Annotated in this window: 24 protein-coding genes and 1 pseudogene; 13 read left to right on the forward strand and 12 right to left on the reverse strand. The window is 64.6% G+C overall.

Features of this window, described 5'->3' with window-relative positions; genetic code table 11:
• Together Q0L25_RS21245 and Q0L25_RS21250 are read right to left on the reverse strand one after the other, a co-directional pair.
• Positions 1-3241: hypothetical protein (locus tag Q0L25_RS21245; RefSeq protein WP_296617829.1), on the reverse strand; the 3241-nt coding region annotated here is incomplete at its 3' end.
• A 231-nt stretch (positions 3242-3472) separates the two neighbouring features.
• Complete coding sequence (locus Q0L25_RS21250; RefSeq protein ID WP_296617830.1) at positions 3473-4405, reverse strand: helix-turn-helix domain-containing protein; 933 nt, start codon at positions 4403-4405, stop codon at positions 3473-3475.
• 214 nt (positions 4406-4619) lie between these two features.
• Here Q0L25_RS21250 and uvrA point away from each other — a divergent pair, with 214 nt between their 5' ends.
• A complete protein-coding gene (gene uvrA / locus Q0L25_RS21255; protein WP_296617831.1) occupies positions 4620-7715 on the forward strand; it encodes an excinuclease ABC subunit UvrA in 3096 nt (1031 codons plus the stop codon).
• A gap of 210 nt (positions 7716-7925) precedes the next feature.
• On the forward strand, positions 7926-9728 hold the full coding sequence (locus tag Q0L25_RS21260) for an AAA family ATPase (RefSeq protein ID WP_296617833.1): 1803 nt from the start codon (positions 7926-7928) through the stop codon (positions 9726-9728).
• 156 nt (positions 9729-9884) lie between these two features.
• On the opposite strand, the gene Q0L25_RS21265 is transcribed toward Q0L25_RS21260, so the two are convergent.
• The 3 genes from Q0L25_RS21265 to Q0L25_RS21275 all read right to left on the reverse strand — a co-directional run bounded on the left by Q0L25_RS21265 (position 9885) and on the right by Q0L25_RS21275 (position 11628).
• Positions 9885-10259 (reverse strand): hypothetical protein, encoded by a 375-nt coding sequence (locus tag Q0L25_RS21265; protein WP_296617835.1) that lies wholly within the window; start codon positions 10257-10259, stop codon positions 9885-9887.
• 190 nt (positions 10260-10449) lie between these two features.
• The gene (locus Q0L25_RS21270; RefSeq protein WP_296617837.1) at positions 10450-10962 is read right to left on the reverse strand and encodes a hypothetical protein; all 513 of its coding nucleotides are present in this window, start codon (positions 10960-10962) and stop codon (positions 10450-10452) included.
• Positions 10963-11133: 171 nt separating this feature from the next.
• Positions 11134-11628 (reverse strand): GFA family protein, encoded by a 495-nt coding sequence (locus Q0L25_RS21275; RefSeq protein WP_296617838.1) that lies wholly within the window; start codon positions 11626-11628, stop codon positions 11134-11136.
• A 319-nt stretch (positions 11629-11947) separates the two neighbouring features.
• On the opposite strand from Q0L25_RS21275, the gene Q0L25_RS21280 reads away from it, so the two are divergent.
• Entirely contained in the window at positions 11948-12247 is a 300-nt protein-coding gene (locus tag Q0L25_RS21280) for a hypothetical protein (RefSeq protein ID WP_296617840.1), read from the forward strand.
• Positions 12248-12462: 215 nt separating this feature from the next.
• Positions 12463-12660 (forward strand): YqaE/Pmp3 family membrane protein, encoded by a 198-nt coding sequence (locus Q0L25_RS21285; protein WP_296617842.1) that lies wholly within the window; start codon positions 12463-12465, stop codon positions 12658-12660.
• Positions 12661-12736: 76 nt separating this feature from the next.
• Here Q0L25_RS21285 and Q0L25_RS21290 read toward each other — a convergent pair whose 3' ends face one another.
• Positions 12737-13561 (reverse strand): TonB family protein, encoded by an 825-nt coding sequence (locus Q0L25_RS21290; protein WP_296617843.1) that lies wholly within the window; start codon positions 13559-13561, stop codon positions 12737-12739.
• Between the two features lie 239 nt (positions 13562-13800).
• Here Q0L25_RS21290 and Q0L25_RS21295 point away from each other — a divergent pair, with 239 nt between their 5' ends.
• Positions 13801-14241, forward strand: a complete 441-nt coding sequence (locus Q0L25_RS21295) for a hypothetical protein (RefSeq protein WP_296617845.1) — start codon at positions 13801-13803, stop codon at positions 14239-14241.
• Positions 14242-14525: 284 nt separating this feature from the next.
• Here the strand turns inward: Q0L25_RS21295 and Q0L25_RS21300 are convergent, their stop codons facing one another.
• A complete protein-coding gene (locus tag Q0L25_RS21300; RefSeq protein ID WP_296617847.1) occupies positions 14526-15077 on the reverse strand; it encodes a hypothetical protein in 552 nt (183 codons plus the stop codon).
• A 353-nt stretch (positions 15078-15430) separates the two neighbouring features.
• Between Q0L25_RS21300 and Q0L25_RS21305 the strand changes: the two genes are divergently transcribed.
• Both Q0L25_RS21305 and Q0L25_RS21310 read left to right on the forward strand, forming a co-directional pair.
• Entirely contained in the window at positions 15431-15742 is a 312-nt protein-coding gene (locus Q0L25_RS21305) for a hypothetical protein (RefSeq protein ID WP_296617849.1), read from the forward strand.
• A 98-nt stretch (positions 15743-15840) separates the two neighbouring features.
• Positions 15841-16257, forward strand: a complete 417-nt coding sequence (locus Q0L25_RS21310; protein WP_296617850.1) for a glycine zipper 2TM domain-containing protein — start codon at positions 15841-15843, stop codon at positions 16255-16257.
• A gap of 159 nt (positions 16258-16416) precedes the next feature.
• Here the strand turns inward: Q0L25_RS21310 and Q0L25_RS21315 are convergent, their stop codons facing one another.
• Together Q0L25_RS21315 and Q0L25_RS21320 are read right to left on the reverse strand one after the other, a co-directional pair.
• On the reverse strand, positions 16417-17019 hold the full coding sequence (locus tag Q0L25_RS21315; RefSeq protein ID WP_296617853.1) for a DUF4126 domain-containing protein: 603 nt from the start codon (positions 17017-17019) through the stop codon (positions 16417-16419).
• Positions 17020-17212: 193 nt separating this feature from the next.
• Positions 17213-18289 (reverse strand): alkene reductase, encoded by a 1077-nt coding sequence (locus Q0L25_RS21320; RefSeq protein WP_296617854.1) that lies wholly within the window; start codon positions 18287-18289, stop codon positions 17213-17215.
• A 64-nt stretch (positions 18290-18353) separates the two neighbouring features.
• Between Q0L25_RS21320 and Q0L25_RS21325 the strand changes: the two genes are divergently transcribed.
• The 6 genes and pseudogenes from Q0L25_RS21325 to Q0L25_RS21350 all read left to right on the forward strand — a co-directional run.
• Positions 18354-19292 (forward strand): DMT family transporter, encoded by a 939-nt coding sequence (locus Q0L25_RS21325; protein ID WP_296617855.1) that lies wholly within the window; start codon positions 18354-18356, stop codon positions 19290-19292.
• Positions 19293-19300: 8 nt separating this feature from the next.
• Positions 19301-19963 carry a COQ9 family protein gene (locus Q0L25_RS21330; RefSeq protein WP_296617857.1) on the forward strand — a complete coding sequence of 221 codons (663 nt, stop codon included), beginning with the start codon at positions 19301-19303 and terminating at the stop codon, positions 19961-19963.
• Positions 19964-20166: 203 nt separating this feature from the next.
• Positions 20167-20424, forward strand: coding sequence for a FeoA family protein (locus tag Q0L25_RS21335; RefSeq protein WP_296617858.1), 258 nt, complete (start codon positions 20167-20169; stop codon positions 20422-20424).
• A gap of 9 nt (positions 20425-20433) precedes the next feature.
• On the forward strand, positions 20434-22290 hold the full coding sequence (locus tag Q0L25_RS21340) for a ferrous iron transporter B (RefSeq protein ID WP_296617859.1): 1857 nt from the start codon (positions 20434-20436) through the stop codon (positions 22288-22290).
• A 119-nt stretch (positions 22291-22409) separates the two neighbouring features.
• Positions 22410-22943 (forward strand): single-stranded DNA-binding protein, encoded by a 534-nt coding sequence (gene ssb / locus Q0L25_RS21345; RefSeq protein ID WP_296617860.1) that lies wholly within the window; start codon positions 22410-22412, stop codon positions 22941-22943.
• Between the two features lie 72 nt (positions 22944-23015).
• Positions 23016-23435, forward strand: a pseudogene (locus Q0L25_RS21350) (GAF domain-containing protein); the annotation flags it as partial.
• Positions 23436-23509: 74 nt separating this feature from the next.
• Here Q0L25_RS21350 and metW read toward each other — a convergent pair.
• Genes metW through Q0L25_RS21365 form a run of 3 tightly spaced genes read right to left on the reverse strand, consistent with a single transcriptional unit; the run spans position 23510 to position 25640 of the window.
• Positions 23510-24097, reverse strand: coding sequence for a methionine biosynthesis protein MetW (gene metW, locus Q0L25_RS21355; RefSeq protein WP_296617861.1), 588 nt, complete (start codon positions 24095-24097; stop codon positions 23510-23512).
• Positions 24094-24528, reverse strand: coding sequence for a GNAT family N-acetyltransferase (locus tag Q0L25_RS21360; protein WP_296617862.1), 435 nt, complete (start codon positions 24526-24528; stop codon positions 24094-24096). Before Q0L25_RS21360 ends, metW begins: the two co-directional genes overlap by 4 nt.
• Positions 24525-25640: a homoserine O-acetyltransferase gene (locus Q0L25_RS21365; RefSeq protein ID WP_296617863.1), complete on the reverse strand. Its 1116-nt coding sequence runs from the start codon at positions 25638-25640 to the stop codon at positions 24525-24527. Before Q0L25_RS21365 ends, Q0L25_RS21360 begins: the two co-directional genes overlap by 4 nt.
• Positions 25641-25779: the final 139 nt, after the last annotated feature.

A 25779-nucleotide genomic window follows, 5' to 3' on the forward strand; every position in this document is an offset into this window, starting at 1 on the left:
GGGCTCCTGCGGTCAGCGTGTAGCTGACCGTCGCCAGCACCGTGTCCGCCGTGCCCTCTCCCGCGCCCTCGATGATCACGTCGCCGGCGTTGCGGACGTAATAGACATCGTTCCCCGCACCACCCTGCAGCGTATCGCCGCCGCCGCCGCCGCCGCCATCGAGCGTGTTGCTGCCCGCATTGCCGGTGATCATGTTCTGGCCGGCATTGCCGGTACCGTTGATGTTGCCGGTGCCCGTCAGCACCAAATTCTCGATATTGGCGCCGAGCGTGAAGGAGACCGAGGATCGAACCGTGTCAGTGCCCTCGTTGGCGTTCTCGAACACCTTGTCGCCGGCATTGTCGACCACGTACGTGTCGTCCCCCGCACCGCCGTACAGCATGTCCGCACCCGCACCGCCGTCCAGCGTATCATTGCCCTCCAAGCCCTCGAGCCAGTCGTTGCCGCCGAGGCCATAGAGCGTGTCGTTGATCGAGATCCCGGATGCCGGCTCGTAACCGCCGCCGATGATATGGTTGGCGAGGCCATTGCCGGTCAGGACGAGATCGCCGGACAGGGTGCTGCCCGTCATATTCTCCAGATTGTCGCCGAGCGTGTAGCTGGCGGCGTTGACCATGACCGTGTCGGTCCCCTCGCCCGCGGCTTCGGTGATGGTGTCGCCGGGATCGTCGACGACATAGGTATCGTCGCCGGTGCCGCCCGCCATCGCATCCGCGCCGGCACCGCCCGACAGACGGTCATTGCCCGCCCCGCCGGTCAGCACGTCGTTGCCCTCACCGCCGTCGAGCACGTCGTCGCCATCGCCGCCCGACAGATGGTCCGCGCCGCCGAAGCCGCTCAGATTATCGTTCCCGGCATTGCCGCTGATGTAATTGGCGCCGTCGGTCCCGAAGATCGTGTCGTTGCCGCCACCACCGCCGCCGATATCGAGCACGTCGCCGATATTGACGTCGGCGGTCGTCGCGTGGCCGCCCAGATAGATGTAATCGTCGAAATCGCTGCCCTGGACGCTCAGCACCGATTCCATTCCGGTATAGCTGCTGCCGTTGACCGTGCCGCTGCCGGTGGTCCACAGGCTGGTGAGGTCGATCGTCATCCCGCTCGTGCGCTGGTAGCCGGACACGATCAGCGCGTCGTTGCCGGCACCGCCATCGATCGTGTTGATGCTGTCGCCCAGGATCTGGATGATGTCGTCGCCGTCGCCGCCGTTCAGGACGTTGGTGCCGCTGCGGCCTTCCAATATGTCGCTGCCGCCATTGCCGTTGAGCGTGTCGTTGCCGTCGCCGTCATAGAGATAATCGGTGCCGTTGCCGCCGATCAGGGTGTCGTTGCCGCCGCCGCCGAAGATCGTATTGGTGCCTTCGCCGCCGACGATGCGGTTGGCATTGTCGTCGCCGGTCAGCGTGTCGTCGAACTCCGAACCGCGCAGATTCTCGATCCCGATCAGCGTATCCGTCCCGACGCTGCCGGTATTCTGCGGCCCGGCGATCGCCAGCGATATCGTGACGCCCGCCACGGCGTCGGAATAGGTGGCAGTGTCGGTGCCGATGCCGCCGTTCAGCACATCGTCGCCAGGGCCGCCGTACAAATAATCGTCGCCGTCGCCGCCGAGCAGCGTGTCGTTGCCGCCGGCGCCCGTCAGGGTGTCGTTGCCCAGGCCGCCGCTCAGCACATTGGCCTGTGCGTCGCCGTACAGCACGTCGTTGAGGTTGGCGCCGGTCAGGTTCTCGATCCCGGTGACCGAATAGGCGCCGCCGCCGACCGCTTGCGCCGCCGGGTTCGCCAGCGACAGGTTCACCGCGAAGGCATTGCCGTTCTCACTGAAATCGAGCGTGTCGTTGCCGTCGCCGCCGTCGATCAAATTGGTGCCCGGCGCCCCCGGTGCGTCGTAGATCAGATCGTCGCCGGCTCCGCCGTGGATCGTGTCGCGGCCGCCACCGCCATGGATCACGTCATTGCCGTCGCCGCCGTCGATCGTGTCGTTGCCGCCGGCGCCCGACAGATGGTCGTTGCCGCCCAGGCCCGAGATCGTCCAGTCGCTCGCGGTCGAGGCGGTGAAACTGTCGTCGCCCGGCGTGCCGGTCCAGGTGGAGGGGCCCCCGCTCCCCCCACCGCCCCCGACCTGGGTCTTGTAGACGCCGAAGCCGCTGCCGTCCTGGCTATAGGATTCCCACGCGATCGCATAGCCGCCGCCGACCAGTCCCGCCGTTACCGGGAAGATCTGCTGTTGGGCGGTGCCGGTGTTGACCAGCGTTTCGCCGGTCGTCGGGTTGCCGCTCGCGTCATAGGCGCGCGAATAGATGCCAAAAGAGCTGCCGTCCTGCCCGAACGATTGCCAGCTGACGATATAGCCGCCGCCCGCCAGCCCTGCGATCGACGGCGTCGACTGCACGCTGGCAGTGGTGGTGTTGACCTGGGTTTCGGCGCCCTGCGCCGCCCCATTGGCATCGTAGCGCTGGAGAAAAATGCCTTCCTGGCTGCCGTCCTGGCCATAGGATTGCCAGGCGATGACATAGCCGCCGTCGGAGGTCGCCGAGATCGCGGCATTGGCCTGGATGTTGGACCAATAGGTGCTGACATGCGTCTCGCCGCCGAGCGCGTTGCCGTTGGCGTCATAGCGTTGCGCGTAGATGCCGTAATCGTAGCCGTCCTGATTGTACGATTGCCAGGTCACGACATAGCCGCCGCCGGTCAGCGCGGTGATCGCCGGGTTGGTCTGGTCGTCCACGGCATAGGTGTTGACCTGGGTTTCCGCCCCGACCGCATTGCCGTTGGCATCGAACCGTTGCGAGAGGATCTCGCCAACCGATGTCCAGGTGACGACATAGCCGCCGCCGGCCAGTCCGGTGACGGCGGACAAGTCCTGCACATTGGTCGCGGTCGGGTTGACGCGCACTTCCGCGCCGGCCGGATTGCCGTTCACGTCATAGCGTTGGGCATGGATGTCGGTATCGCCCGGATCGACGCCCGGCGTCGTCCAGGTGACGACGAAGCCGCCGCCGCTCAGCGCGGCGACCGACGGCAGGGTCTGGTTGTCGGCGGTGACGGTGTTGACCCGGAATTCGCTGCCGACCGCGGCGCCGTTCGCATCGTAGCGTTGCGCATAGATGCCGAAATTGTTGTTGACGTCATCCTGGCCCTGCGACTGCCACACCACGACATAGCCACCCCCGGCCAGCGGCGCGATGCCGGGATAGGACTGATCGCCCTGGATGGTGGTGTTGACCAGCGTGTCCGTCATAATGGCCCCTTTTGCTCGACTTGCGCGAATTGAACGCCGGTCTAGCGGACCGCCGGAAGCGGCGTCTTGGGGACAGGGTCAGGGTTTTGGGACTGTCGTGTTGAGCGCGGCCTTGCCGCGGCGGTGCCAGCCCGCTCCCCCACCCGGCCTCCCATAGAATACCCTGTTGGGAGGCCGGGTGGGGGAGCGGGCTGGCACCGCAACCGTTTCAGCTCTGCTGAAACCAAAGACTCAACCCGCGCGCATCTCCGACGGGGTCATGCCGAAGCGGCGGCGGAACAGTTGGTTGAACCAGGAGATGTCGCCGAACCCGGCCGCCAGCGCCAGCGCGGCGACGGTTTCGCCCGCGCTGGCCGGGTTGCGCAGCGCCGCGGCCACGCGATCGAGCCGCGCCGCGGTGACGAAATCGGTGAAGCTCGTCCCCTCGTCATAGAATAGCGAGCGGATATAGGACGGGCTGATCCCGTGCCGCCGCGCCAGCCAGTCGAGCGACAGCGCCGGATTGCCCAGATTGGCGCGCACATCGGCCTGCACCGCCTGCCGCCGCGCGGCGCGCGCGCCGCCGTGCCGCGCCTGCTCGGCGGCATCGCGGGTCGGCCCGAGCAACAGGGCGACGAGGTCGGCGATATGCCCGGCATAGAGTGCCTGTTCGTCCGCCGACAGCGCGCCGTCATGGCCGATCAAGGTGGAGGCATAGCCCTGCAGCAACCGCGCCGCGGGCTGGGCCATCGACGGCGGCGCGATCGCCCGGCCGGGATCGGCCAGCCCGGGCATGATCCGGCTATACGGAATGGCAAGATTGATGATCCGGCTCGGCCGGTCGGCAAAAACGGAATAATCCTGTTCGCTGCGCATCACGCAGACGTCGCCGCCGCGTACCGCGCGCACGTCCGCCTGTCCGTCGAGCAACGACCCGCCGCCTTCCAGCGTCATCCCGAGATAGAGCATCCCGCGATCGTCGGGCGGAGTGAGAAACCGCACCGGCGAGACGTCCATCGTCGCGACCTCCACGTCGGCCAGCGCGCGCATGCTGAAATCGACGCTGAACGGCGCGTCGGGCACGAAATCGATCGTGCCGGGAACGTGGGCGGCATAGACCGCCTCAGCTACTTCGCGCCGAAGCGGAACCGGGACGTCACTGGTGGAAAAGCGCTGTACCCGCACAAGCACTCCACATCGGTGGTCGGCCCTGTACATCAGATTCGCACGGCCGAGTCCAGTTTCCGCCGCTAGCGAAACGATCCGGTGCCGGTGGCGCGGCACCGCCCGGCGCGTGCCTCGCGCCCGGCCCCGGTTGCGGCGCGCGCCGCCAATCCCCATTTCCTACGTGGCAGCTCCCCCTTGCCCCATCCGAACAAATATGGAACAAATCAGCCCTATGGCTCTCAGCACTATTTCCGTCCGCGGCGCGCGCGAACACAACCTCAAGGGCGTCGATATCGACATCCCGCGCGACACGCTGACGGTGATCACCGGGCTGTCGGGATCGGGCAAGTCTAGCCTCGCCTTCGACACCATCTATGCCGAGGGGCAGCGGCGCTACGTGGAATCGCTGTCGGCCTATGCCCGCCAGTTCCTCGAGCTGATGCAGAAGCCCGATGTCGATCATATCGAGGGGCTGAGCCCGGCGATCTCGATCGAGCAGAAAACGACCAGCCGCAATCCGCGCTCGACTGTCGCGACGGTGACCGAGATCTACGATTACATGCGCCTGCTCTGGGCGCGCGTCGGCGTGCCCTATTCGCCCGCCACCGGCCTGCCGATCGCGGCGCAGACGGTCAGCCAGATGGTCGACCGCGTCATGGCGCTGCCGGAGGGCACGCGGCTGTATTTGCTCGCGCCGGTCGTGCGCGGGCGCAAGGGCGAGTATCGCAAGGAACTCGCCGAATGGCAGAAGGCTGGCTTCACCCGCGTGCGGATCGACGGCGAGCTGTACGAGATCGACGAGGCGCCGGCGCTCGACAAGAAATACAAGCACGACATCGAAGTGGTGGTCGACCGTCTGGTGGTCGGGCCGGATATCGCCACGCGTCTGGCCGACAGTTTCGAGACCGCGCTGAAGCTGGCCGAGGGGCTGGCCTATGTGGATCTGGTGGACACGACGGTCGAGGCCATTCAAAGCCCCTCCCCATCAGGGGAGGGGTTGGGGGTGGGGCCTCTCCGCGAAATGCGACAGGAGTTCCAAGCCGAACTGCCCCACCCCAACCCAGCGTCAGGTCGGTCAGGCTCCCAGCCTGACCTAAACCGCGCGGGGCGCGGTTTACCTGACGCTCCTGAAGGGGAGGGGCTAAAAGGAATGAAAGGCGCCGGCGTCCCGGCCAACCGCATCGTCTTTTCCGAAAAATTTGCCTGCCCGGTGTCCGGCTTCACCATCGCCGAGATCGAACCGCGCCTGTTCTCGTTCAACGCGCCGCAAGGCGCCTGCCCGGCGTGCGACGGACTCGGCGAGAAATTGATCTTCGACGAAGACCTCGTCGTCCCCAATCACGACCTCAGCCTGAAGAAGGGCGCGGTCGTGCCCTGGGCCAAGTCCAACCCGCCCAGCCCCTATTACATGCAGGTGCTGGGCAGCCTGGCGCGCGAATTCGGGTTCAGCCTGGAAACGCCGTGGAAGGACCTGCCCGGCGAAGTCCGGCTGATCATCCTCCACGGCACCGGCGGCAAGCCGGTCACCTTGACCTTCGTCGACGGCAAGAAGTCGTACGACGTGCGCAAGCCGTTCGAGGGCGTGATCGGCAACCTCAACCGCCGCATGCTCCAGACCGAGAGCGCGTGGATGCGCGAGGAACTGAGCAAATATCAATCGTCGCAGCCGTGCGAGACGTGCCACGGCGCACGCCTCAAGCCCGAGGCGCTGGCGGTCAAGGTCGCGATGCAGGACATCAGCCACGCGACCCGCCTGTCGGTGGTCGACGCGCTTGCCTGGTTCACCGATCTGCCCAACCACCTGACCGGCCAGCAGAAGGAAATCGCCGAGCGTATCCTGAAGGAGATCGTCGAGCGGCTCGGCTTCCTCAACAATGTCGGGCTCGATTACCTCAATCTCGACCGCACCAGCGGCACCTTGTCGGGCGGCGAGAGCCAGCGCATCCGCCTCGCCAGCCAGATCGGCAGCGGGCTGTCGGGCGTGCTCTACGTGCTCGACGAGCCCTCGATCGGCCTGCACCAGCGCGACAACGACATGCTGCTCGCGACGCTCCGGCGGCTGCGCGACCTCGGCAATACCGTGCTGGTGGTCGAGCATGACGAGGACGCGATCCGCACCGCCGATTACATCATCGACATGGGGCCGGGCGCCGGCGTGCATGGCGGCGAAGTGGTGGCCAAGGGCACGCTCCCCGAATTGCTCGCGCACACCGATTCCGTGACGGCGGACTATCTCAACGGCACGCGCGAAGTGCCGGTGCCGATGGTGCGCCGCTCGGGCACGGGCAAGCAGCTGACCGTGCACAATGCCACCGCCAACAATCTGCGCGGGGTGACCGCGTCGATCCCGATCGGCACCTTCACCTGCATCACCGGCGTGTCGGGATCGGGCAAGTCGAGCTTCACGATCGACACGCTCTATGCCGCCGCGGCACGCCAGCTCAACGGTGCGCGCATCCTGTCGGGCAAGCACGACAAGATCACCGGGCTGCAATATCTCGACAAGGTCATCGACATCGACCAGTCGCCGATCGGCCGCACCCCGCGATCGAACCCGGCGACCTATACCGGCGCCTTCACCCAGATCCGCGACTGGTTCGCCGGCCTGCCCGAGAGCCAGGCGCGCGGCTACAAGCCCGGACGGTTCAGCTTCAACGTCAAGGGCGGCCGGTGCGAGGCGTGCCAGGGCGACGGCGTGCTCAAGATCGAGATGCACTTCCTGCCCGACGTCTATGTGACGTGCGACGTGTGCCACGGCGCGCGCTACAATCGTGAGACCCTGGAAGTGAAGTTCAAGGGCATGTCGATCGCCGACGTGCTCGACATGACGGTCGAGGACGCCGCCGAGTTCTTCAAGGCGGTGCCGCCGATCCGCGACAAGATGGAAATGCTGGTCGAGGTCGGGCTCGGCTATATCAAGGTCGGCCAACAGGCGACGACCCTGTCGGGCGGCGAGGCGCAGCGCGTGAAGCTGGCCAAGGAACTCAGCCGCCGCGCGACCGGCAACACGCTCTACATATTGGACGAGCCGACCACCGGCCTGCATTTCGAGGACGTGCGCAAGCTGCTCGAAGTGCTCCATGCGCTGGTCGAGCAGGGCAATACGGTCGTGGTGATCGAGCACAATCTCGATGTCATCAAGACCGCGGACTGGATCATCGACCTGGGGCCCGAAGGTGGCGTGAAGGGCGGGGAGATCGTCGCGGTCGGGACGCCGGAAGATGTGGTGAAGGTCGAGCGGAGCTTTACCGGCAAGTACCTCGCGCCGTTGCTGCGGGGGAGGGATGGGAAGGTTGCCGGAAAGCGGGAAGCTGTGGCGGCGGAGTGAGGGGAGTGACCGACTCGGCGATTTGACATTCAAAATCTCGAGTATGAGCTTTAAGGCAAGACGCAGCCGCGCCGCGCGGGGATTTTACACAAATTGCATCCAGTTTGGCGGTTTCCTGCACTAGAGAAGAGTTATTCCAAGCGGTAGGTCGAGGGCAGTTGGCGGCGATCTCCTTTCGGACGTTGCCCGTGCACGTTCCCGGGGGGAAGAATGTGGATCAGCAAATTTAGAGTCGAAAACTTCTCCTCATTTCAGGACTCTGATTGGATCGAATTAGATAAATCCCTGAATGTGTTCATCGGCCAGAATAACTCTGGGAAAAGCGCCATTTTAAAGGCGTTAAATTTTCCTCTCGCCGGTAACGCACATAAAAATCCCACGGCGTTTAGGGGAACAGAATTAAAGTCTCCCCACGTCTCTATTGATATAAATGTCACCCCCCGGGAAATTTTTCACCGCTTTTCAATTTTGGGGGAAACTCCCATTTTTCCTGGCAAAGGTCCAGAGACACAATTAGCCAAAGACATCGTTAACCGCTTATCTAATTTGGATGACGAACTTACCCTTGAGCTTTCTCGCACGCCGATTAATCCAACTAAACCTAGGGGAGGTGTATCAATTGCGCATTTTAGAGGCTCTAATCAGCAAGTTAACTACGTAATTCAACTTATTAATGGGTCGCCTTCAAATCAAGGTAGATCAACTAATGCTGAGAATCTCTTCAAAATAATAGACGACGAAAAATCAGACGGATTTTTCTATTTCGATGCGCAACGCCTCAATCTGGGGTCAGCCCCGTGGATGGCTGACACTAGACTAAAGTCAAATGCTAGCAACCTCGCGACGGTCCTCGCCCATCTCCAAGGAGCCCGTCGACCAATATTCGATTTGATCGAATCTCATGTCATTGCGATAATTGGTGGTATAGACAGAATAACAGTCGTACCACGTGATGGAGGTCACGAAATACTAATTTGGCCAGACCGAACATCTCAATACGAAGATCTCTCTTTCAGCCTCAACGAAAGCGGTACCGGCGTTGGGCAGATCTTAGCAATTATCACTGCTATGGTTACGGCGGAACAATCCGTGTTTTTAATAGACGAGATTAACACTTTCCTTCATCCAGCTGCCGTTAAGAGGTTAATGTCCCTCATCAAATCTGAATATAATCACCATCAATATATTATCTCCACTCATTCCTCGGATGTTATTACAAGCGCGACGTCGGATAAAATATACTTGGTACGGCGCGAGGGGTTCCACTCCTCCGTTAGAGCTATATCAATGCAAGATGCGGCGCACGCCAGAGAGGTTTCCGCGGCGCTCGGCTTTTCAATGATGGATGTGTTCGGTCACGACCGCATGATCTGGGTGGAAGGCCCTACGGAAGAAATTTGCTTGCCCTACATTGCTCGAAGGTTGGGAATCGATCTAGATGGCATTGGATTTGCTCCGGTAATTTCTACCAGTGACTTCGGCCAAGGCTCTCAAAGGAGCGCAACGGATGTCTATGAGCAAGCTGGTAAAAGACTATCTCCCTTGCTTTTGGGCATGGCCTTCGGACTTGATCGTGAACGTCTTTCAGATGAAGAAGTTGCAAAGCTTGAGAAGGGGCGACGTAAGCTCCGATTTCTTCCTCGTCGATGTCTGGAATGTTATTTAATTCAACCCGAAGCCATTGCGCTCACCCTCAGCGAATTGGACCAACAAGAGCATTCTTCTGCGGCCGTTGAGGCTGCTCTCCAGATAGGTGGGATGCAAAAGTATGGCGCGCCTAACGAATGGAACGGAGACTACAGAGACAGAGATTGGCTCAAGCGCGTAGATGGCGCACGCCTTCTAAAGGATTTATTCAATAATATTACCGATAGCAGGGTAGAATATCGAAAAACGAGGGACGGGATTTCTATTTTAACAAAATCATTCGGCACAACTCCGGATTTGTTTGACGAACTCTCTGAATTTGTCGAGAGGCTGGTCGAGATCGCGCGGCGGGATACCGCGCCCTGATTGATTTACAGAAGTCATTAGCGTTGCGTAGTCACGCGGACGTCGACAATAACTCTATACAAGGGAGTTGGAGTTACGGTGCCACGTGCAATAGCCTCAAAAATGCACGTTCCATACCTCTCTGGAGGTCGCGTCAGAGATAGAAGGCTGGCGTCCTCAGGACTTGTCAGCAGTGCCTACGGCCGGACGCGGCACCCATATAGTGCACGATAATCCCTTGCCTCCAGCCGTGCCGTCGGCCCGTCGAATCTGCTTGAAGCAGGCACCAAGCGGGAAGTCGCGGCCGAGCCATCGGCCCTCGTCCGGTGTATCCTGCTCATAGGATTTTATCTTAGCGCGCTCCAGAAATGCCCAGAGCCGCGCGGCCGCGTCGCCACCGCAGATATATTTATGGCTGTCGTCCGTTTCCGTCACGGAGTTGGTAGCAACCGCGTCTGCCAGGCACGCTTCCATCAGACCCGGAACCTGCTCGGGAAAGTCTGGGGCGCGTGGATCGGCCACTAGTATAGCGACAACGGGGATCAGCATCATGCCGCGATCTTATGTCCCCTCTGCCAGCTCGGACAAGCGTCACGTCGCTGGAGTTCCGGTCAAATTACGGCTGCAAGCGCAATAGCTTTAGAATGGCCGGCCGAGGCTAGCCGCGCGCTAGCGCGGCGCTGCATCGCTAGACCGCAGACTCATAGGGCGGTCTGTCGGTAAGCGATCCATTTGTTGACGTTCAAAGCCCGCGGTTCTTGTTCATCCATTCTTCCCGATTCCACTGCGGAGTTCGTCCCCCAACCAGCGGTGGTACGAAACGGTTGTCGTCTGTCTGGACCAGAACGATGAGCCTCTTCGAGAACAAGAGGAACTGCCTAGAGTGATACTCAAGCAAATCCAGAACAACGCCGCTTGATCTTCGATCGTTGCGGACGAGCGAATGAAACCCAACGAGTGCTAAAGCCGCCTTGTTACTCGACGGGAACGGGTAGCCTGAGAGACCATCATTCAAAGCGTCAAGATTGCCGTTCCAAGGCGAGTAACCGAACTGCTCATCCCATCGTAGCAGCGAAGACATTTGGGTCTGGAAGCTCGACCAACCCTGCTCACAATCGATAAGCTGAACATCATAGGAAAGGGCTTCCAGGGCCTGTCGCGCGTCGTCGAGAAGCGCTCGCCTCCAAAACAAGTTGACCGCGCCGTGTTGCATGAACTCAAGGTCTGCCTGACCCCAGACGGATGCGTCGAACATGGTGTCACGGTAGCGAGTCACTGCGACTGGTTCCAGTTCCGGTCGGCCCCATGCTAGCGTCCGCTTTCCACCATTCCGCCGCTCAGCCTTGTGAATTACGGTGCCGGTCTACTGAATGCACCAAACCAGCTGCCGGCCCGTGGAATGAGCGCGGCGAACCCGAGAGAATCCTCACCCGGGCATCCCCTCAAACTGCGGCAAGTCCAGCGGCGCCACCCACGCCAACCGCCGCTTGACGAACATCTCCAGCTTCGGCGCGATCTCGCGCGGATCGTCCAAACTCCCGAGCGTCACGAAGACCGCGCCGGGGAAGCTGCCCAGATTGTTCGTGAACACGCGCGCGCCGCATTCCGGGCAGAAGTTGCGGTCCAGGCTCTTGCCGGATTCGGCGACATAGCGGAACGGCTCGGGCGATCCGCTGGTCAGCGTGAAATCGTCCTCCGGCACGCCGAAAAAGGTCGCCGCCTCTCCGCCCGATGCCTTCTTGCAGTCCAGGCAATGGCACACGGCAACAAAATCGGGATCGGTGTCGAACTCGAACTTGACGCTGCCGCACGCGCATTGGGCGGTGTACTTCTTCGCCATGGTCCCGGTCTCCTGCGTCGTCTGACATCCTTCAATTGGGCCGCGGCGCTTCACGGGGAGCGGCGCGAGCGAGGGCGACACTCTATCAGCGGGAGCGGACTCCGCAACGCGCTGCTGGAGGCGTGCAGCACCCCTCATCTGACTCCTCTACTCCTCCGGCCGCGTTGCCGGGCCGCGCACCCGCCGACGCTGATCTCGCCTGGCTCTCCGCAGCCGGATCATCGCGAGCCGCCAAACGGCTTGCCGCATCGCAACACCGCGTCGCCCATCGCCCGCCCCTTCGCGGCGACCAACGCCCGCCGCGCCTCGGCCCCTAAACTATCGCGTCGCGTTGTTGGTGCGCCGTTGCAGGCCGGTGCGTGCGCCCCTGCGGCGGCGCCCCTGACCATGAGGTGTAACCATGAAACCGACCACAGGACTGGCCTTGTTCGCCAGCGCGATCGCCATCGCGGCCGCGTCACCGGCGGCCGCATCACCGGGTAGAGATACGCCGGACAGATCCCCGCGCGTGCTGGACCATGTGCCGGGCCTTGCCGGGCTGCGCGGCCCCGACTTCTCGCATGGCTGGGACGGCGACAAGGACACCGGCAACGGGAAAGGCAGTAACGGCAACGGCAAGGGCAATGACGGGGACCACGACCCGAACGGCCATGGCTGGGGCTGGTGGAAGCACCATCATCCGCATCCGGTCAGCCCCTGAACGCGCAGCCCCAGCATGGATGGGAGCGGCCTGATGTCGCTCCCGCAGAGCGCGCAATGTGGGCCGGCGGCTGGCGATAATGCCGGCGGCGGCCAGTAGCGGCGCCTGGCCGCTTCCGTGGCCCGCTTCCCTTTGCGCAGCGCCGGAAACGGCTAAAGATTCCCGTGACCTGCGGGCAGCGATCGTGATATCGCGCGTGCAAAGGGAGAAATTGCGTGCGCCTGATCATCGCCTTGCTGTTTCCGTGGTTGCTGTTCTTCACGATCGGGCGGCCGATCGCCGGGCTCATCTGTCTCGCGCTGCAGATCACGCTGGTCGGCTGGCTGCCGGCCGCGATCTGGGCGGTCTATTCGCTCAGCCAGTACAAGACCGACCAGAAGATCGACGCTTTCCGGCGCGAGCAGTTTCGCTGATCGCGGAGTATCCGCCCGGGGGCGGAACACTGAGCTTGCAATCGACGGCGGCGTTCCGGCGCCGCCGGCCGGTGTCTCAGCTCGCCGGGATTTGCCAGTTGATGCTGGTCTCGTAGCGCGCGACCGTCGCCTTGCCCGCGGCGTCCGACGCGGGCGTGAATCGGGCGCGTAGCCGCATCAGCCGGCACGTCGCCGCGTCGAGATCGACATTGCCGCTCGACGCCATGACCGAGCAATCGCTGACCAGGCCGTGGGCGGAAATCGTCAGCGCCACGCTGGTCCGCCCCGACGCCTCGCTTCGCTGCGCCGCCACCGGATAATCGTCGGCCGTGACGATCGACGCGAGGTTCTTCGCCACGGGCTTCACCGTCGCGGGCTGGCCGGTTCCGGTATCGAGCTTGATCAATTCGGTCATGCAACGGCGAAGCTCGGCCAGCGCGGCGGCCGTTCCGGTCAGTTCGAGACTGACGATTTTCGTATCCGTACCGTCGATCCGCACCGACGTCGACGTCTCCATCTTCGTCATGAACTCGCTCGACGCCAACGCCATGATGCGCTTTCCGCCGCCGTCGATCGGCATAACGATGGCCTGGCCCGAAAAGCTGCTGCCATCGCTCGCCGTCCAGGTGATGTCGGGCCGGCTGTCCAACGCGTAAGGCACCGGCCCGCCGAGAACGGCCACCGACTTGCGCTCCGAGGTCAGCGACAGACCGAACAGCCAGCCTTCATCGAAGCTGTCGACCGCGAAGCAATTGTCGCCAGGATCCATGAAGATATACCAGTGCCCAGCCTTGCTCCATTGCTGCACGGCGTGCGCGGCGGTGGAGTGAAGGCACAGTATCGGCACCAGGACGACGGACAGCATTGTCCTGGCGATCGAACGCAAACTATGGTCGGTCATGATTCCCCCTCATGATCGCGGCCACCTCCAGATTATCCCCAGGTATGACGCGCGAGACCGCAGTTTAGCGGGAGCGACCGGGCCGGCGTCAACTCCAATGTGGCGGGGGGTGACGCACGCCGGCGGTTCGACCAGGGGATAGGGCAGATGGCACGGTGCGGATCGCCGCGGCCGCGCATCACCGAAGTGGGTTGCCCGAGATCATCGCGCACCGGATATGTTCGCTATATGTTCCTATCATGCGAATCGCCCGTGACCGTCTGATCTTCCTCTGCCTCGTCGCGCTGGACGATATCCGGCAAGGGTGCGCGACCGCGCCGGCAGCGCCCTCGCCGCAATTCCGCGCGGTGCTGGCGACACTCTACGCGCTGGGCGATCGCAGCGAGCGGGCGCTGTTCGACGACTTCTGGCGATCCAGCCTGTTGGCGCCCAGCCACACGATGACCGAGCATCAGGCCAATCACCGCCGGATGAGCGAACTGGCGCGGATGTGGCCGACCATCTGCCGCCATGTCGGGGTCGAGCCGAGCACCGAGTTCACTTTGGCGCTCGCCGCGGCGCGCCATCGCGGCGAAAGCGAGCGCGAACGGCTGGCGCGCCTGCTCCGCGAAGTCGAGCACAACCGGCGCGTGCTCGACCGGCACAAACGGCAGAAGCAGCAATGTACGGTCCGTGATTGAGGGGGGAGCCGGTTTGCCCGGCGCCCGGACGCGGTCGAGCCTCGTCTGCGACTTTTGGAAACAGACAGACCCTCACCCTTCCGGCGCTTCGCGCCTCCCTCCCTCTCCCGCACGCGGGAGAGGGAAGGGGCCCGCCGGCGCAGCCGGTGGCAAGGGTGAGGGTCTGTTGACGCCCATTGCGGCCTTCGCCTGTGGGACGATGAGGGGCAGAAGCAGCGATGCACGGTTCGCATCGAGGGGGCGGCAGGGGCGAACCGAGATCGCGCGACGCGGCCCGGCCGGCGTCAGGCATCCCCTTTCGCCGCGGCCCCAAAGCAAAGCGCCGATACCAGCCACAAGGCGACGAAGACCGCGCTGAACATCAGCGTCCTGAGCGGGCCGTCCGGCACGCTCGCCGTCACCGGCGCGGTGGCGACGGCAATGCCGAGCAACGCCTGCATCACCGCCACCCCAAGCATGGCCCGCGCCATGCCGGCCGGCCGGAACCAGGCGGCGAACGCCCCCGCTGCCGCCGCCACGACCAGCAGCAGGAAGCCGATGCCGTTGCCGTCGTCGCGGACGATCGTCGTCCATATCGTGAGTAACGACGTCACCAGCATTATGGCGACGCCGGCCCGATAGGCGCGGCTGCCGCTCGCCCGTACGGCGAGCTCGTAGAGCAGCCCGACCCCGCCGATCATGATGCCGGCCAAGACGAAACTGCCGATGCCCCAATGCCATTCGCTGCTGATCCGCATCATCACCGCCGGGGTGAGCAGCAAGGCCAGAGCGGCGGTCCAGCGCGCGATGCGCCAGGGGTTCCACAGGCTTGCCGACTGTCCAATAGATTCAGCCATCTGTTCGTCTCCGCTCGGTGGAAACAGACCCTCACCCTTCCCACCGCCTCCGGCGGCGGGCTCCTTCCCTCTCCCGCAAGCGGGAGAGGGAGAATGTCGCCGATCCCGTATCTTCAGCGGCGATCTCATTTTCCCTCTCCCGCTTGCGGGAGAGGGAGGGAGGCGCGAAGCGCCGGAAGGGTGAGGGTCTGTTCTCGTGATCGCGGCCTTCGCACATGCGACGATGAGCGGCATGAGCGGGAGGTGAGGAAAGGCTGAAATCAGCGCTAAGCTCCGCAACAGGCCGAATGCGCGCGGAACGCGGGCGCGCGCCACCCGTTGATCTCGCGTAGTTTCATGACGGGAGACGAATCATGCCGAACAGCAAGCAAGCCCGTGACAGCCACGGGCGCTTCAAAAGCGATAACCGCACGCGCAACCGTTCGATCGCGGCCGGCGCGGTGCTGGCGGTCGGCGCGGGCCTGGCCGCCGCACTATGGCGCGGATGGGTGAAGATGCCGCGCGGGCCGTGGATGGCCGATACCGAAGGCCATGAGGCGCCCGATCTCGCGCTCGACGCCGCCAAGCCGGGCACCGACCGCGCTCCGGAGGATTTCCGGCCGGATCCGGAAGCGATCCCGACCGCGGCCGAACGCGAGGCATTGCGGCCGGCCTCGGTTCACTGATCGCGCGCTTCGGACTCTCCTTCGGATACTTACGTATCCGCAACCAAACGGCCTCCGGCGCATTGTTCAGCGGTGCGGGATAACAGGAGGAGAGTTCGATGCGTATCCTTACCCTTGCGTTGATTGCCGCCACCGCGGCCACGACCGCCGGCTGTGCCGAGACCTATGACGGGCCCGGCTATGCGAGCGATTATCGCAGCTATCGCCAGTACGATTATAACCGGCCCGATCCGCGCTATAACGGCTATTATGCCGACCAATATTATGTCGACAATCCGCGTTATCGCGAGCGCCGGCTGAGCCGCAACGACCGCGTCTATGTCGGCCGCGACGGCCGCTATTATTGCCGCCGCTCGGACGGCACCACCGGGCTGATCGTCGGCGGGATCGCCGGCGGCGCGCTGGGCGCGGCGTTGACGTCCGGCCGGTCGGAGCCGCTGGGCATCCTGCTCGGCGCGGCGGCAGGCGCTGCCGCCGGCAACGCGATCGACCGGGACAATGTCCGCTGCCGGTGAGGTGAGTTAGCTAAATCCTCCCCGTTTACGGGGAGGGGGACCGCGCGGCGCTAGCCGCGTGGTGGAGGGGGTTCGACGCATCGGACTCGATTGCGGCACGCCCCCTCCACCATTGCTGGCGCAATGGTCCTCCTCCCCGTGAGATGGGGAGGATTTCTGCTAAGTCGACGCAGGGGGCTGTTTCCTGGGAAACAGCCGCCTGAAGGCGTGACGGAGCAACAGCAGCATCGCCACCGCCGCGATCACCAGCAACACCGCGATGGCCACCGCCGCCCAGGGGCTGGCGATCGCCGCGACAAGCAGCCCGGTCGTCGCGACGTCCTCGCCGGTCGACACCGCGATATTGCTGAACGGCTCCGGGCTGGCATTGACCGCGGCGCGCGTGCCCGCCTTCGCCCCATGCGTCAGCAGCGCCGCGCCGCCGCCGAGCAGCAAGGCGACAACCTGCCATTTCGGGTCATGCGGATCGACGATCGCCAGCGCCAGCAGCGCGCCGCCGACCGGACGGACCAAAGTATGGACCGCGTCCCAGGCGCTATCGATCCACATCACCTTGTCGGCGAAGAATTCGGCCAGCGCGCCGACGCCCGCGGCGCCGATCACCCACCAATTGGCTAGCACGTCGAGGCTGTGGAACTGGTGCGGCAACGCGATCCAGCCGGTGTGCATCGCGAGACCAGTGGCGAAAATGCAGAGATAGAGCCGCCATCCGCTCAACAGGCTGATGCTGGCTGCGAGCCCGATGATCCCGACCGCGTCCATGTAGGCGGTTTAGCATGGGGAGAGGGGGACTAAAATCCTCCCCGGCACGGGGAGGGGGACCGCCGCCGAAGGCGGTGGTGGAGGGAGCCCCGCCATCCACTAGCCATCGATTTGTTGCTCGTGCGTCGCGGCCCCTCCACCATTCGCTTTGCGAATGGTCCCCCTCCCCGTTCCGGGGAGGAATTGATCAGGTCTACTCCGCCGCCTCGGCCTGATAGACCGGATAGTCGATATATCCCTCCGGCCCCGGCGTGTACCAGGTCTTGAAATCGTCGGCGGCGAGCGGGGCGCCGGTGCGGAAGCGTTCGACCAGGTCGGGGTTGGCGATGAACTTGCGACCGAACGCAATGCCGTCGGCCAGACCCGATTCGACATCCGCCTCGGCCGCTTCGAACGTGTAATCCTGATTGAGGATCAGCGGGCGTTCGAACACCTGGCGGATCTTCGGGCTCAGCTTGGGCACTTCCGAAGCGCCGAACGTACCCGACGGCGACAGCTCGCGCAGTTCGAGAAAGGCGATACCGAGGTCGTTGAGCACCTTCGCCGCCGGCACGAATACGCTTTCCGGATTGCTGTCGTTGGCGCCTTGCGTCTCGCCATTGGGCGACAGGCGGATCGCGGTGCGGCCGGCGCCGATTTCGGCGATCACCGCCTCGACCGCTTCCTTCATGAAGCGGATGCGGTTTTCCGGACTGCCGCCATAATCGTCGTCGCGGAAATTGGTGTTATCACGCAGGAACTGGTCGATCAGGTAGCCGTTCGCGCCGTGCAGCTGGACGCCGTCGAATCCGGCGGCGATCGCGTTGCGCGCGGCGGTCGCATATTCGTCCTGCGCGCGCTTGATGTCGTCGAGCGTCGCCGCGCGCGCTTCGGCATAGGGATTTTCCGGCTTGTGATAGGGCGCGCGTGTCGCCGAAGACGACAGCGGCTGCAGGCCGGTCACGTCGGGCCTCGCCAAGCGTCCCATATGCCAGATCTGGGCCATGATCTTGCCGCCCGCTTCGTGGACGGCGGCGGTAACCGGCTTCCACGCCTCGACCTGGGCATCGGTCCACAGGCCCGGCGCGTTGGGCCAGCCCAGGCCGAGCCGGCTGACTCCGGTGCCTTCGGTGATGATCACGCCGGCGCCCGAACGCTGGCGGTAATAATCGATCATGATCGACGTCGGCACATGCTCGGCGGTCGAGCGGCCGCGCGTCAGCGGTGCCATCAGGATGCGGTTCTTGGCGGAAATATCGCCAAGCTGGATAGGATCGAACAGCGTAGGCATTCTTGGATTACCTCCCGACAGGACTTCTTTGCGGACGCGGCGCAGATAGGTGTTATGGGGCCGCATGCATCGGCAAAGCGCAACAAGAAAAGCTTCGGGCGACAAAAGCGTCGCCGCCCATCCTTTTGCTTTCGCGGCACTGATCCTCGCCAATATCCTGCTCAGCGTCGGCCCGGTTTTCGTGCGGATGAGCGATGTCGGCCCGGTGGCCGCGGGTTTCTGGCGAATCGCGCTGGCCGCGCCCGTGTTGCTGGCGGCGGCGTTCGCGACCGGCTGGCGTCCGGGCGGAATCGGGCGCGGCGTGTGGTGGGCGATCGGTGTCGGCGGACTGTGCTTTGCCGGCGACCTTGCCGCCTGGCATATCGGCATCCTCAAGACGCAGCTCGCCAATGCGACCTTGTTCGGCAATTCGGCGACCCTGTTCTACCCGGTCTATGGCTTCCTGATCGCGCGCGCCTGGCCGTCCAGGACGCAGGGTTTCGCCTTGGTGTTGGCGTTGGTCGGGGCTGGCTTGCTGATGGGCCGGTCGATGCAGATCGCGCCGACGCACCTCGCCGGCGACCTGCTCTGCCTGCTCGCCGGCATCCTCTATACGATCTATTTCGCGACGATGGCGAAGGCGCGCGACACGATGGCGCCGATCCCGGCGCTGGCGCTGTCGACTCTGGCGAGCTTGGTGCCGTTGTTGATCTTCGCCAACCTGCTCGGCGAACAGGTCATGCCGCATAACTGGACGCCGTTGGTGCTGATGGCGCTGTCGAGCCAGATCATCGGCCAGGGCCTGATGATCTTCGCGCTCGGCCAGATGTCGCCGATGGTTATCGGCATCGCCCTTCTCACCCAGCCGGTGATGGCGGCGACGATCGGCTGGATCGGCTATGGCGAGCGGCTAGACGGTGTGGATATGATCGGCGCGGTCGCCGTCGCGGTGGCGCTGGTGCTGGTCCGCGGCGAGCGCAAGGACCCCGCCGAGCTTGCCCCCGAGGGGGTCGAGGACGCATAAGCATTGGCATGACGACGACGCTCCCCGCCGACCCGACGCTCGACGAGATTCGCGAGGCGCTCGCGCCTCTGGTTGCCGACAATGCCGCGTTCGACGGCTGGAAAGCGGCGGCGCGCGACATGGCGGCGGATCAGCTTGGTGTCGACCGCGACGTCGCGCTGCTTGCCTTGCCCGACGCCACCGCGATGATCGACGCCTGGTTCGCGAGCATCGACCGAGGGATGGTCGAAAAGCTGCCGCCCGAGGTTTTGGGCAAGATGAAGGTACGCGAGAAGATCGCCGCTTTGGTCGAAGCGCGGCTCGACCTGCTCGCCCCGCATCGCGAGACCTTGCGCCGCGCGCTGGCGATCCTGGCGATGCCGACAAACGTCGCGCACGGCGCCAAGCTCGGCTGGCGCGCCGCCGATTTGATGTGGCGCGCGGCGGGCGATACCGCGACCGACTATAATCATTACACCAAGCGCGCGATGCTGGGCGGCGTCTATGCCGCGACGATCACCGTATTCCTCGACGACGAGAGCGAAGGCCAGGCCGACACCCGCGCCTTCCTGGCGCGGCGGATCGAGGGCATCATGCGCTTCGAAAAGGCCAAGGCTCAGTTCCTCGGTCGCGTCGAGCACCGGCCGAGCCTGTCGCGCTTCATCGGCAGGCTGCGCTATCCGGCGGTTTGATTGATTCGCGCGGAGGCGCGGAGGCGCGAAGGAGGTTCAGCCCCGCGGCACTTCCGCCGCGCCAGCGGCGCTGAATGAATGCTTCGCGGAAAAAGACGGGGCGGTGCCGGAGATCCCATCTCTTCGCGCCTCCGCGCCTCCGCGTGAATCGAAATCCAATTTCGGTTATTGATAATCAGTCGCAGTAGTTCTACGTGGGTGTCATGGCGACGACTCCGCTCAGCCTCGAACAGCTTCCCCAGCGCCAGCGCGCGACCGTCGCAGGTATCGCCTGGGATCGGCTCTCGGCCCCCGAGAGCCGGCGGTTGCGCGAGCTTGGCTTCGACGAAGGGGTCGGGATCGAGGTGCTGCACCGCGCGCGGATCGGCGGCGGGCCGATCGCGTGCCGGATCGGCCGCATGACGGTGGCGCTGCGCCGCCGGGTCGCCGGCGCGATCCATGTCGATCCGCTGACCAGCTAGCGCCGCAGGATGAACCCCGCCCCGCTGGTGGCGCTGGTCGGCAATCCCAATGCCGGCAAGAGCGCGCTGTTCAACGCGCTGACCGGCGCGCGCCAGAAGGTCGGCAATTATCCCGGCGTCACCGTCGAGCGCCACGCCGGCCGGATGGCGCTGCCCGATGGGCGCCCGGTCGAATTGCTCGACTTGCCCGGCACCTACAGCCTCGAGCCATCGAGTCCCGACGAGCGCGTCACCCGCGACGTCGTGACCGGGGCGCAGGCCGGCGAACGCCTGCCCGACGCGATCGTCGTGGTGGTCGACGCCTCCAACCTCGACAACCATCTGCGCTTCACGCTCCAGCTGATCGCGCTCGGCCTGCCGGTGGTGGTCGCGCTCAACATGTACGACCTCGCCGAGCGCGACGGGCTCAAGCTCGACCCGCAAGCGCTGGCGCGCGAGCTCGGCGTTCCGGTCGTCCCCACGGTCGCGGTGCGCAAGCGGGGCATCGACGACCTCAAGGAAGCGCTGGCCGAGCTGGTGACTCCGGGGGCGATGGCGTTGCGCCGGAGCGACCCGGTGCTGCATGCCGACATCGCCACCCTGCAGCGCCGCGCGCGCCAGATCGCGATGGCGGCGACGATCTCCGAGACCCCGGTGCGGCGCTGGACGCACATGCTCGATTCGGTCGCGCTGCATCCCGTGTTCGGCGTGCTGTTGTTGTTCGTCGTCTTGTTCGTGATGTTCCAGGCGGTGTTCTTCGCCGGCGCGGCGCCGGCCGACGCGATCGCCGGCGGGTTCGACTGGCTGGCGGGTCTGGTCAAGCAGGTGATGCCCGATTCGATCCTGCGGTCGCTGATCACCGATGGCGTGATCGCGGGCGTCGGCGCGGTGATCAAGTTCCTGCCCCAGATCCTGATCATGTTCTTCTTCATCCTGGTGCTGGAAGCGAGCGGCTACATGGTCCGCGCCGCCTTCCTGATGGACCGGATCATGGCGAGCGTCGGGCTGTCGGGGCGTGCCTTCATCCCCTTGCTGTCGAGCTTCGCCTGCGCCGTTCCCGGGATCATGTCGACGCGCACGATCGAGGACGAGAAGGACCGCCTCACCACGATCCTGATCGCGCCGCTGATGACCTGTTCGGCGCGCTTGCCGGTCTATACGTTGGTGATCGGTGCGATGATCCCCAATGTCCGCGTGCTGCCGTTCGTCGGGCTGCAAGGGCTGGTCATGCTCGGTCTCTACATCATGGGCGTGGCCGGTGCGTTCGTCGTCGCCCTGGTCCTGCGCCGCACGGTGACCAAGGGCGCGTCGTCGGGCTTCATGATGGAGATGCCCAAATACCAGCTGCCGAGCGTGCGCGATCTGGCGATCGGGCTGTGGAGCCGCGCGGAAATCTTCCTCAAGCGCGCCGGCACGACGATCGCCTTCACCACGATCGTACTCTGGGCGCTGCTGTCCTTCCCGCAGGTGCCCAAGGACAGCGCGGTCAGCCAGGTCAATTATTCGGTCGCCGGGCGCATCGCCAATACGATCGAGCCGGCCTTTCGCCCGATCGGCTTCAATCGCGACATCGTGCTGGCACTGATCCCGGCGATGGCAGCGCGCGAAGTATCGGTCGCCGCGCTCGGAACGGTCTATGCGATCGATTCGTCAAGCGATGACGAGTCCAAAATGGCGCAGACTCTGAAAAAGCGCTGGAGTCTGGCCACCGCGCTGGCGTTCCTCATGTGGTTCGTGTTCGCGCCGCAATGCATATCCACAATTGCGGTCACTCGCCGCGAAACAAACGGGTGGAAATGGCCTGCCTTCATGGTTAGCTACCTTTTCGTGCTGGCCTATGTGGCGGCCGGAATAACGTACTGGCTGGCGACCCTCGCCGGCTTATAGATTTGTCGCGGCACCAGCCCGCTCCCCCACCCGGCCTCCCATAAGGGTAGACTGACTGGGAGGCCGGGTGGGGGAGTGGCTGGTGCGGCATCCGGCGGTAGCCGGCAAAGGAGTATTTCATGGCGGGCAGCGTCAACAAGGTCATTCTCGTCGGCAATCTCGGACGCGATCCCGAGAGCCGCACGTTCCAGAACGGCGGCAAGGTCGTCGAGCTGCGCATCGCGACGTCGGAACAGTGGAAGGACCGCAATACCGGCGAGCGCAAGGAGCGCACCGAATGGCACACGGTCAAGGTGTTCAACGAAGGCCTGGCCAATGTCGCCGAGCGCTATCTGCGCAAGGGCTCGAAAGTCTATATCGAGGGCGCGCTGCAGACCCGCAAATGGCAGGACCAGGACGGCAAGGACCGCTATTCGACCGAGATCGTGCTGCAGGGCTTCAACAGCGTGCTGACGATGCTCGACGGCGCACCGGGCGGCGGTGGTGGCGATCGCGGAGGCGGGGGCGGCTTCTCCAGCGGCCGCGATGATTTCGGCGGCGGCTCGGGCGGCCGCGACGACTTCGCCGGTACGTCGAGCGGCGGCGGCTTCGGTGGCGGCGGCGGCGGACGCGGCGGCTTCTCGGACGATCTCGACGACGACGTGCCGTTCTAGGATCGCTCGCGCGTGTCGAATGACCGCAACGCGTCAGGCTGGCGCATCGATGAGACTGTTCGCGAACAGGCGATCGACGAGCTCGATCTGGTCCGCCTGCGCGAAAGCGGCCAGCTGGACCGCATCACCGATTTCGCGGCGAAGCTGTTCGACGCGCCGATCGCCCTGGTCAGCCTGGTCGAGCGCGAGCGGCAATTCTTTCCCGGCAAGACCGGGCTCGATGTCGACGAGACTCCGCGCGAGATTTCGTTCTGCCAGCACGCGATGCTGGGAACCGAGATCATGGTTGTGCCCGACGCGACCAGGGACGACCGTTTCGCCGACAATGCGCTGGTGACCGGCGATCCCGACATCCGCTTCTACGCCGGCGCACCGTTGGTCAGCGCGGAAGGCGTGCCGCTGGGCGCGCTATGCGTGATCGACCGCGAGCCGCGCGCTGGCATGACCGAACTCCAGCGCCAGGGGCTGGCCGTGCTTGCCGATAATGTGATGGCGCTGTTTCGGGCGGGTAAGGCCTGAGGTTTCCAAAGCTCCTCTCCCTGCAAGGGGAGGGGAAATCTGGGCCCCTACCGCCTCAGCAGAAACACCGCATGTTCGGCGAGCAGATTCGCCATTGTCGCGCTGGTGCGCTGATCGCCCGACAGGAACCACGCACCTTCGACCGTGATGCCGCGTTCCTTCAGCAGCGCGCGGAAATCGTCGATCGTGACGTGGTGGATGTTCGGCGTCGCGTACCAGGCGACCGGCAGCAGCCGAGTCACCGGCATCCGTCCGCCCCACAAGAGCGACGCGCGCACCCGCCAATGCGCGAAATTGGGGAAGGACACGAAAGCGTGCCGCCCGATCCGCAGCAGATGTTCGAGCACGACGTCGGGCGCGCGCGTGGTCTGCAGGGTCTGGCTGAGGATCGCGTAGTCGAAGCTGTTGTCGGGATAATCGGCAAGGTCGGTATCTGCGTCGCCCTGCACCACCGACAGCCCGCGCGCGACCGCGCTCGCCACATCATCCGCGTCGAGCTCGAGCCCGCGCGCATCGACTCCCTTCTTGTCGCGCAGCGCGGCCATCAGCTCGCCGTCGCCACAGCCGATATCGAGCACGCGGCTGCCCGGCGCGACATTGGCGGCGATTACCGCGAGGTCGGGACGCAGGCTCATCGCTCCATGTCACTCAGCCGCGCCTGATAATCGGGCGACAATCGCTCCATGAAACGGTCGGGCCGCAGCAACGGGTGGAAGCCGAGCGCGGCATAGACGCCATGCGCATCGGCGGTACCCAGCGCGATCCGCCGGATGTCCTTCAGATCGGGATGGTCGAGGAACCATTGCACCATACGGCGCCCGATCCCTTGCCCGCGCACCCGCTCCTCGACCCAGACGTCGGCGATCCAGGCGAAGGTGGCGTGATCGGTGATCGCGCGGGCATAGCCGACTTGGTCGCCGTCGAGATAGGCGCCGAGGCAATGCGACCCGGCGATCGCCTTCTCGACCAGAGCGCGCTCGATCCCCGGAGTCCAGTAGCTCGACGCCAGCCATTTATGCACGCGTTCGACGTCGAGCCGCGCCTTGTCGTCATCCAGCTCGATCACAGCGCCGCCCTCAGGAAACCGTCGACCACGCGATTGAGTTCGGGTGCGTCGAGCAAGAAGGCGTCGTGCCCGAACGGACTGCTCAGTTCGACGAAGCTGACCGCCGCGCCCGCCGCGTTGAGCGCATGGACGATCGCGCGCGATTCGGGAGTCGGATAAAGCCAGTCGGTGTCGAAGCTGACCAGGGCGAACCGCGTCCGGCTCCCCTTGAACGCATTGGCGAGCAGGCCGCCATGCTCCTCGGCCAGGTCGAAATAATCCATTGCCCGGGTGATGTAGAGATAAGAGTTGGCGTCGAACCGGTCGGTGAAGCTCAGCCCCTGGTGGCGCAGATAGCTCTCAACCTGGAAATCGGCGTCGAAGCCGAACGACTTGGCCTCCCGCGCCTGCAGCCGCCGCCCGAATTTCTCGGTCAGTCCGGCCTCGGACAGATAGGTGATATGCGCGGCCATCCGCGCGACCGCGAGTCCCGCCGCGGGCGGATCGCCGTCACCGTAATAATCGCCGCCGCGCCAATTGGGGTCGGCCATGATCGCCTGGCGCCCGACTTCGTGGAAGGCGATATTCTGCGCGGTATGGCGCGCGGTCGAGGCGATCACCACCGCCTTGGTCACGCGCTCGGGAAAGGTCGCCGCCCAGCTCAACGCCTGCATCCCGCCCATCGACCCGCCGACCAGGGTGACGGTGCCGACGCCGAGATGGTCGAGCAGCATCGCCTGCGCGCGGACCATGTCGCGGATCGTGATGACGGGAAAGCTCATCGCCCAGGGCTGGCCGGTCGCCGGATTGACGGTCGCCGGCCCCGACGAGCCCATGCAACTGCCGAGCACATTGGCGCAGACGATGAAGTGCCGCGCGGGATCGATCGGCTTGCCGGGCCCGACCATTCGCGTCCACCAGCCCGGCTTGCCGGTGATCGGATGGTCGCTCGCGACATATTGGTCGCCGGTCAGCGCATGGCAGATCAGCACGGCGTTCGACCCGTCCGCGGCAAGCTCGCCATAGGTCTCGTAGGCGATATCGACCGGCGACAGCAGCACGCCCCCGTCGAGGCGGAGCGGCCCCGGCAAGGTCACGTGGCGCGACAGGCCGAAGCGCTGATCGTCGGTCATGGTCATGCGGTTAGTGGGAAATCCCGAAATCGCAAAGCTCTCTATCTCCCCTCCCTGAAAGGGAGGGGTCGGGGGTGGGTGCGCGGCGCGGAGCGTCGCGCGGGTTGTTGGCGATGACGCCGAGCCTTTGGCTCGGCAC

It is taken from the genome of Sphingomonas sp. (assembly GCF_024508665.1).
Classification (GTDB): Bacteria; Pseudomonadota; Alphaproteobacteria; order Sphingomonadales; family Sphingomonadaceae; genus Sphingomonas.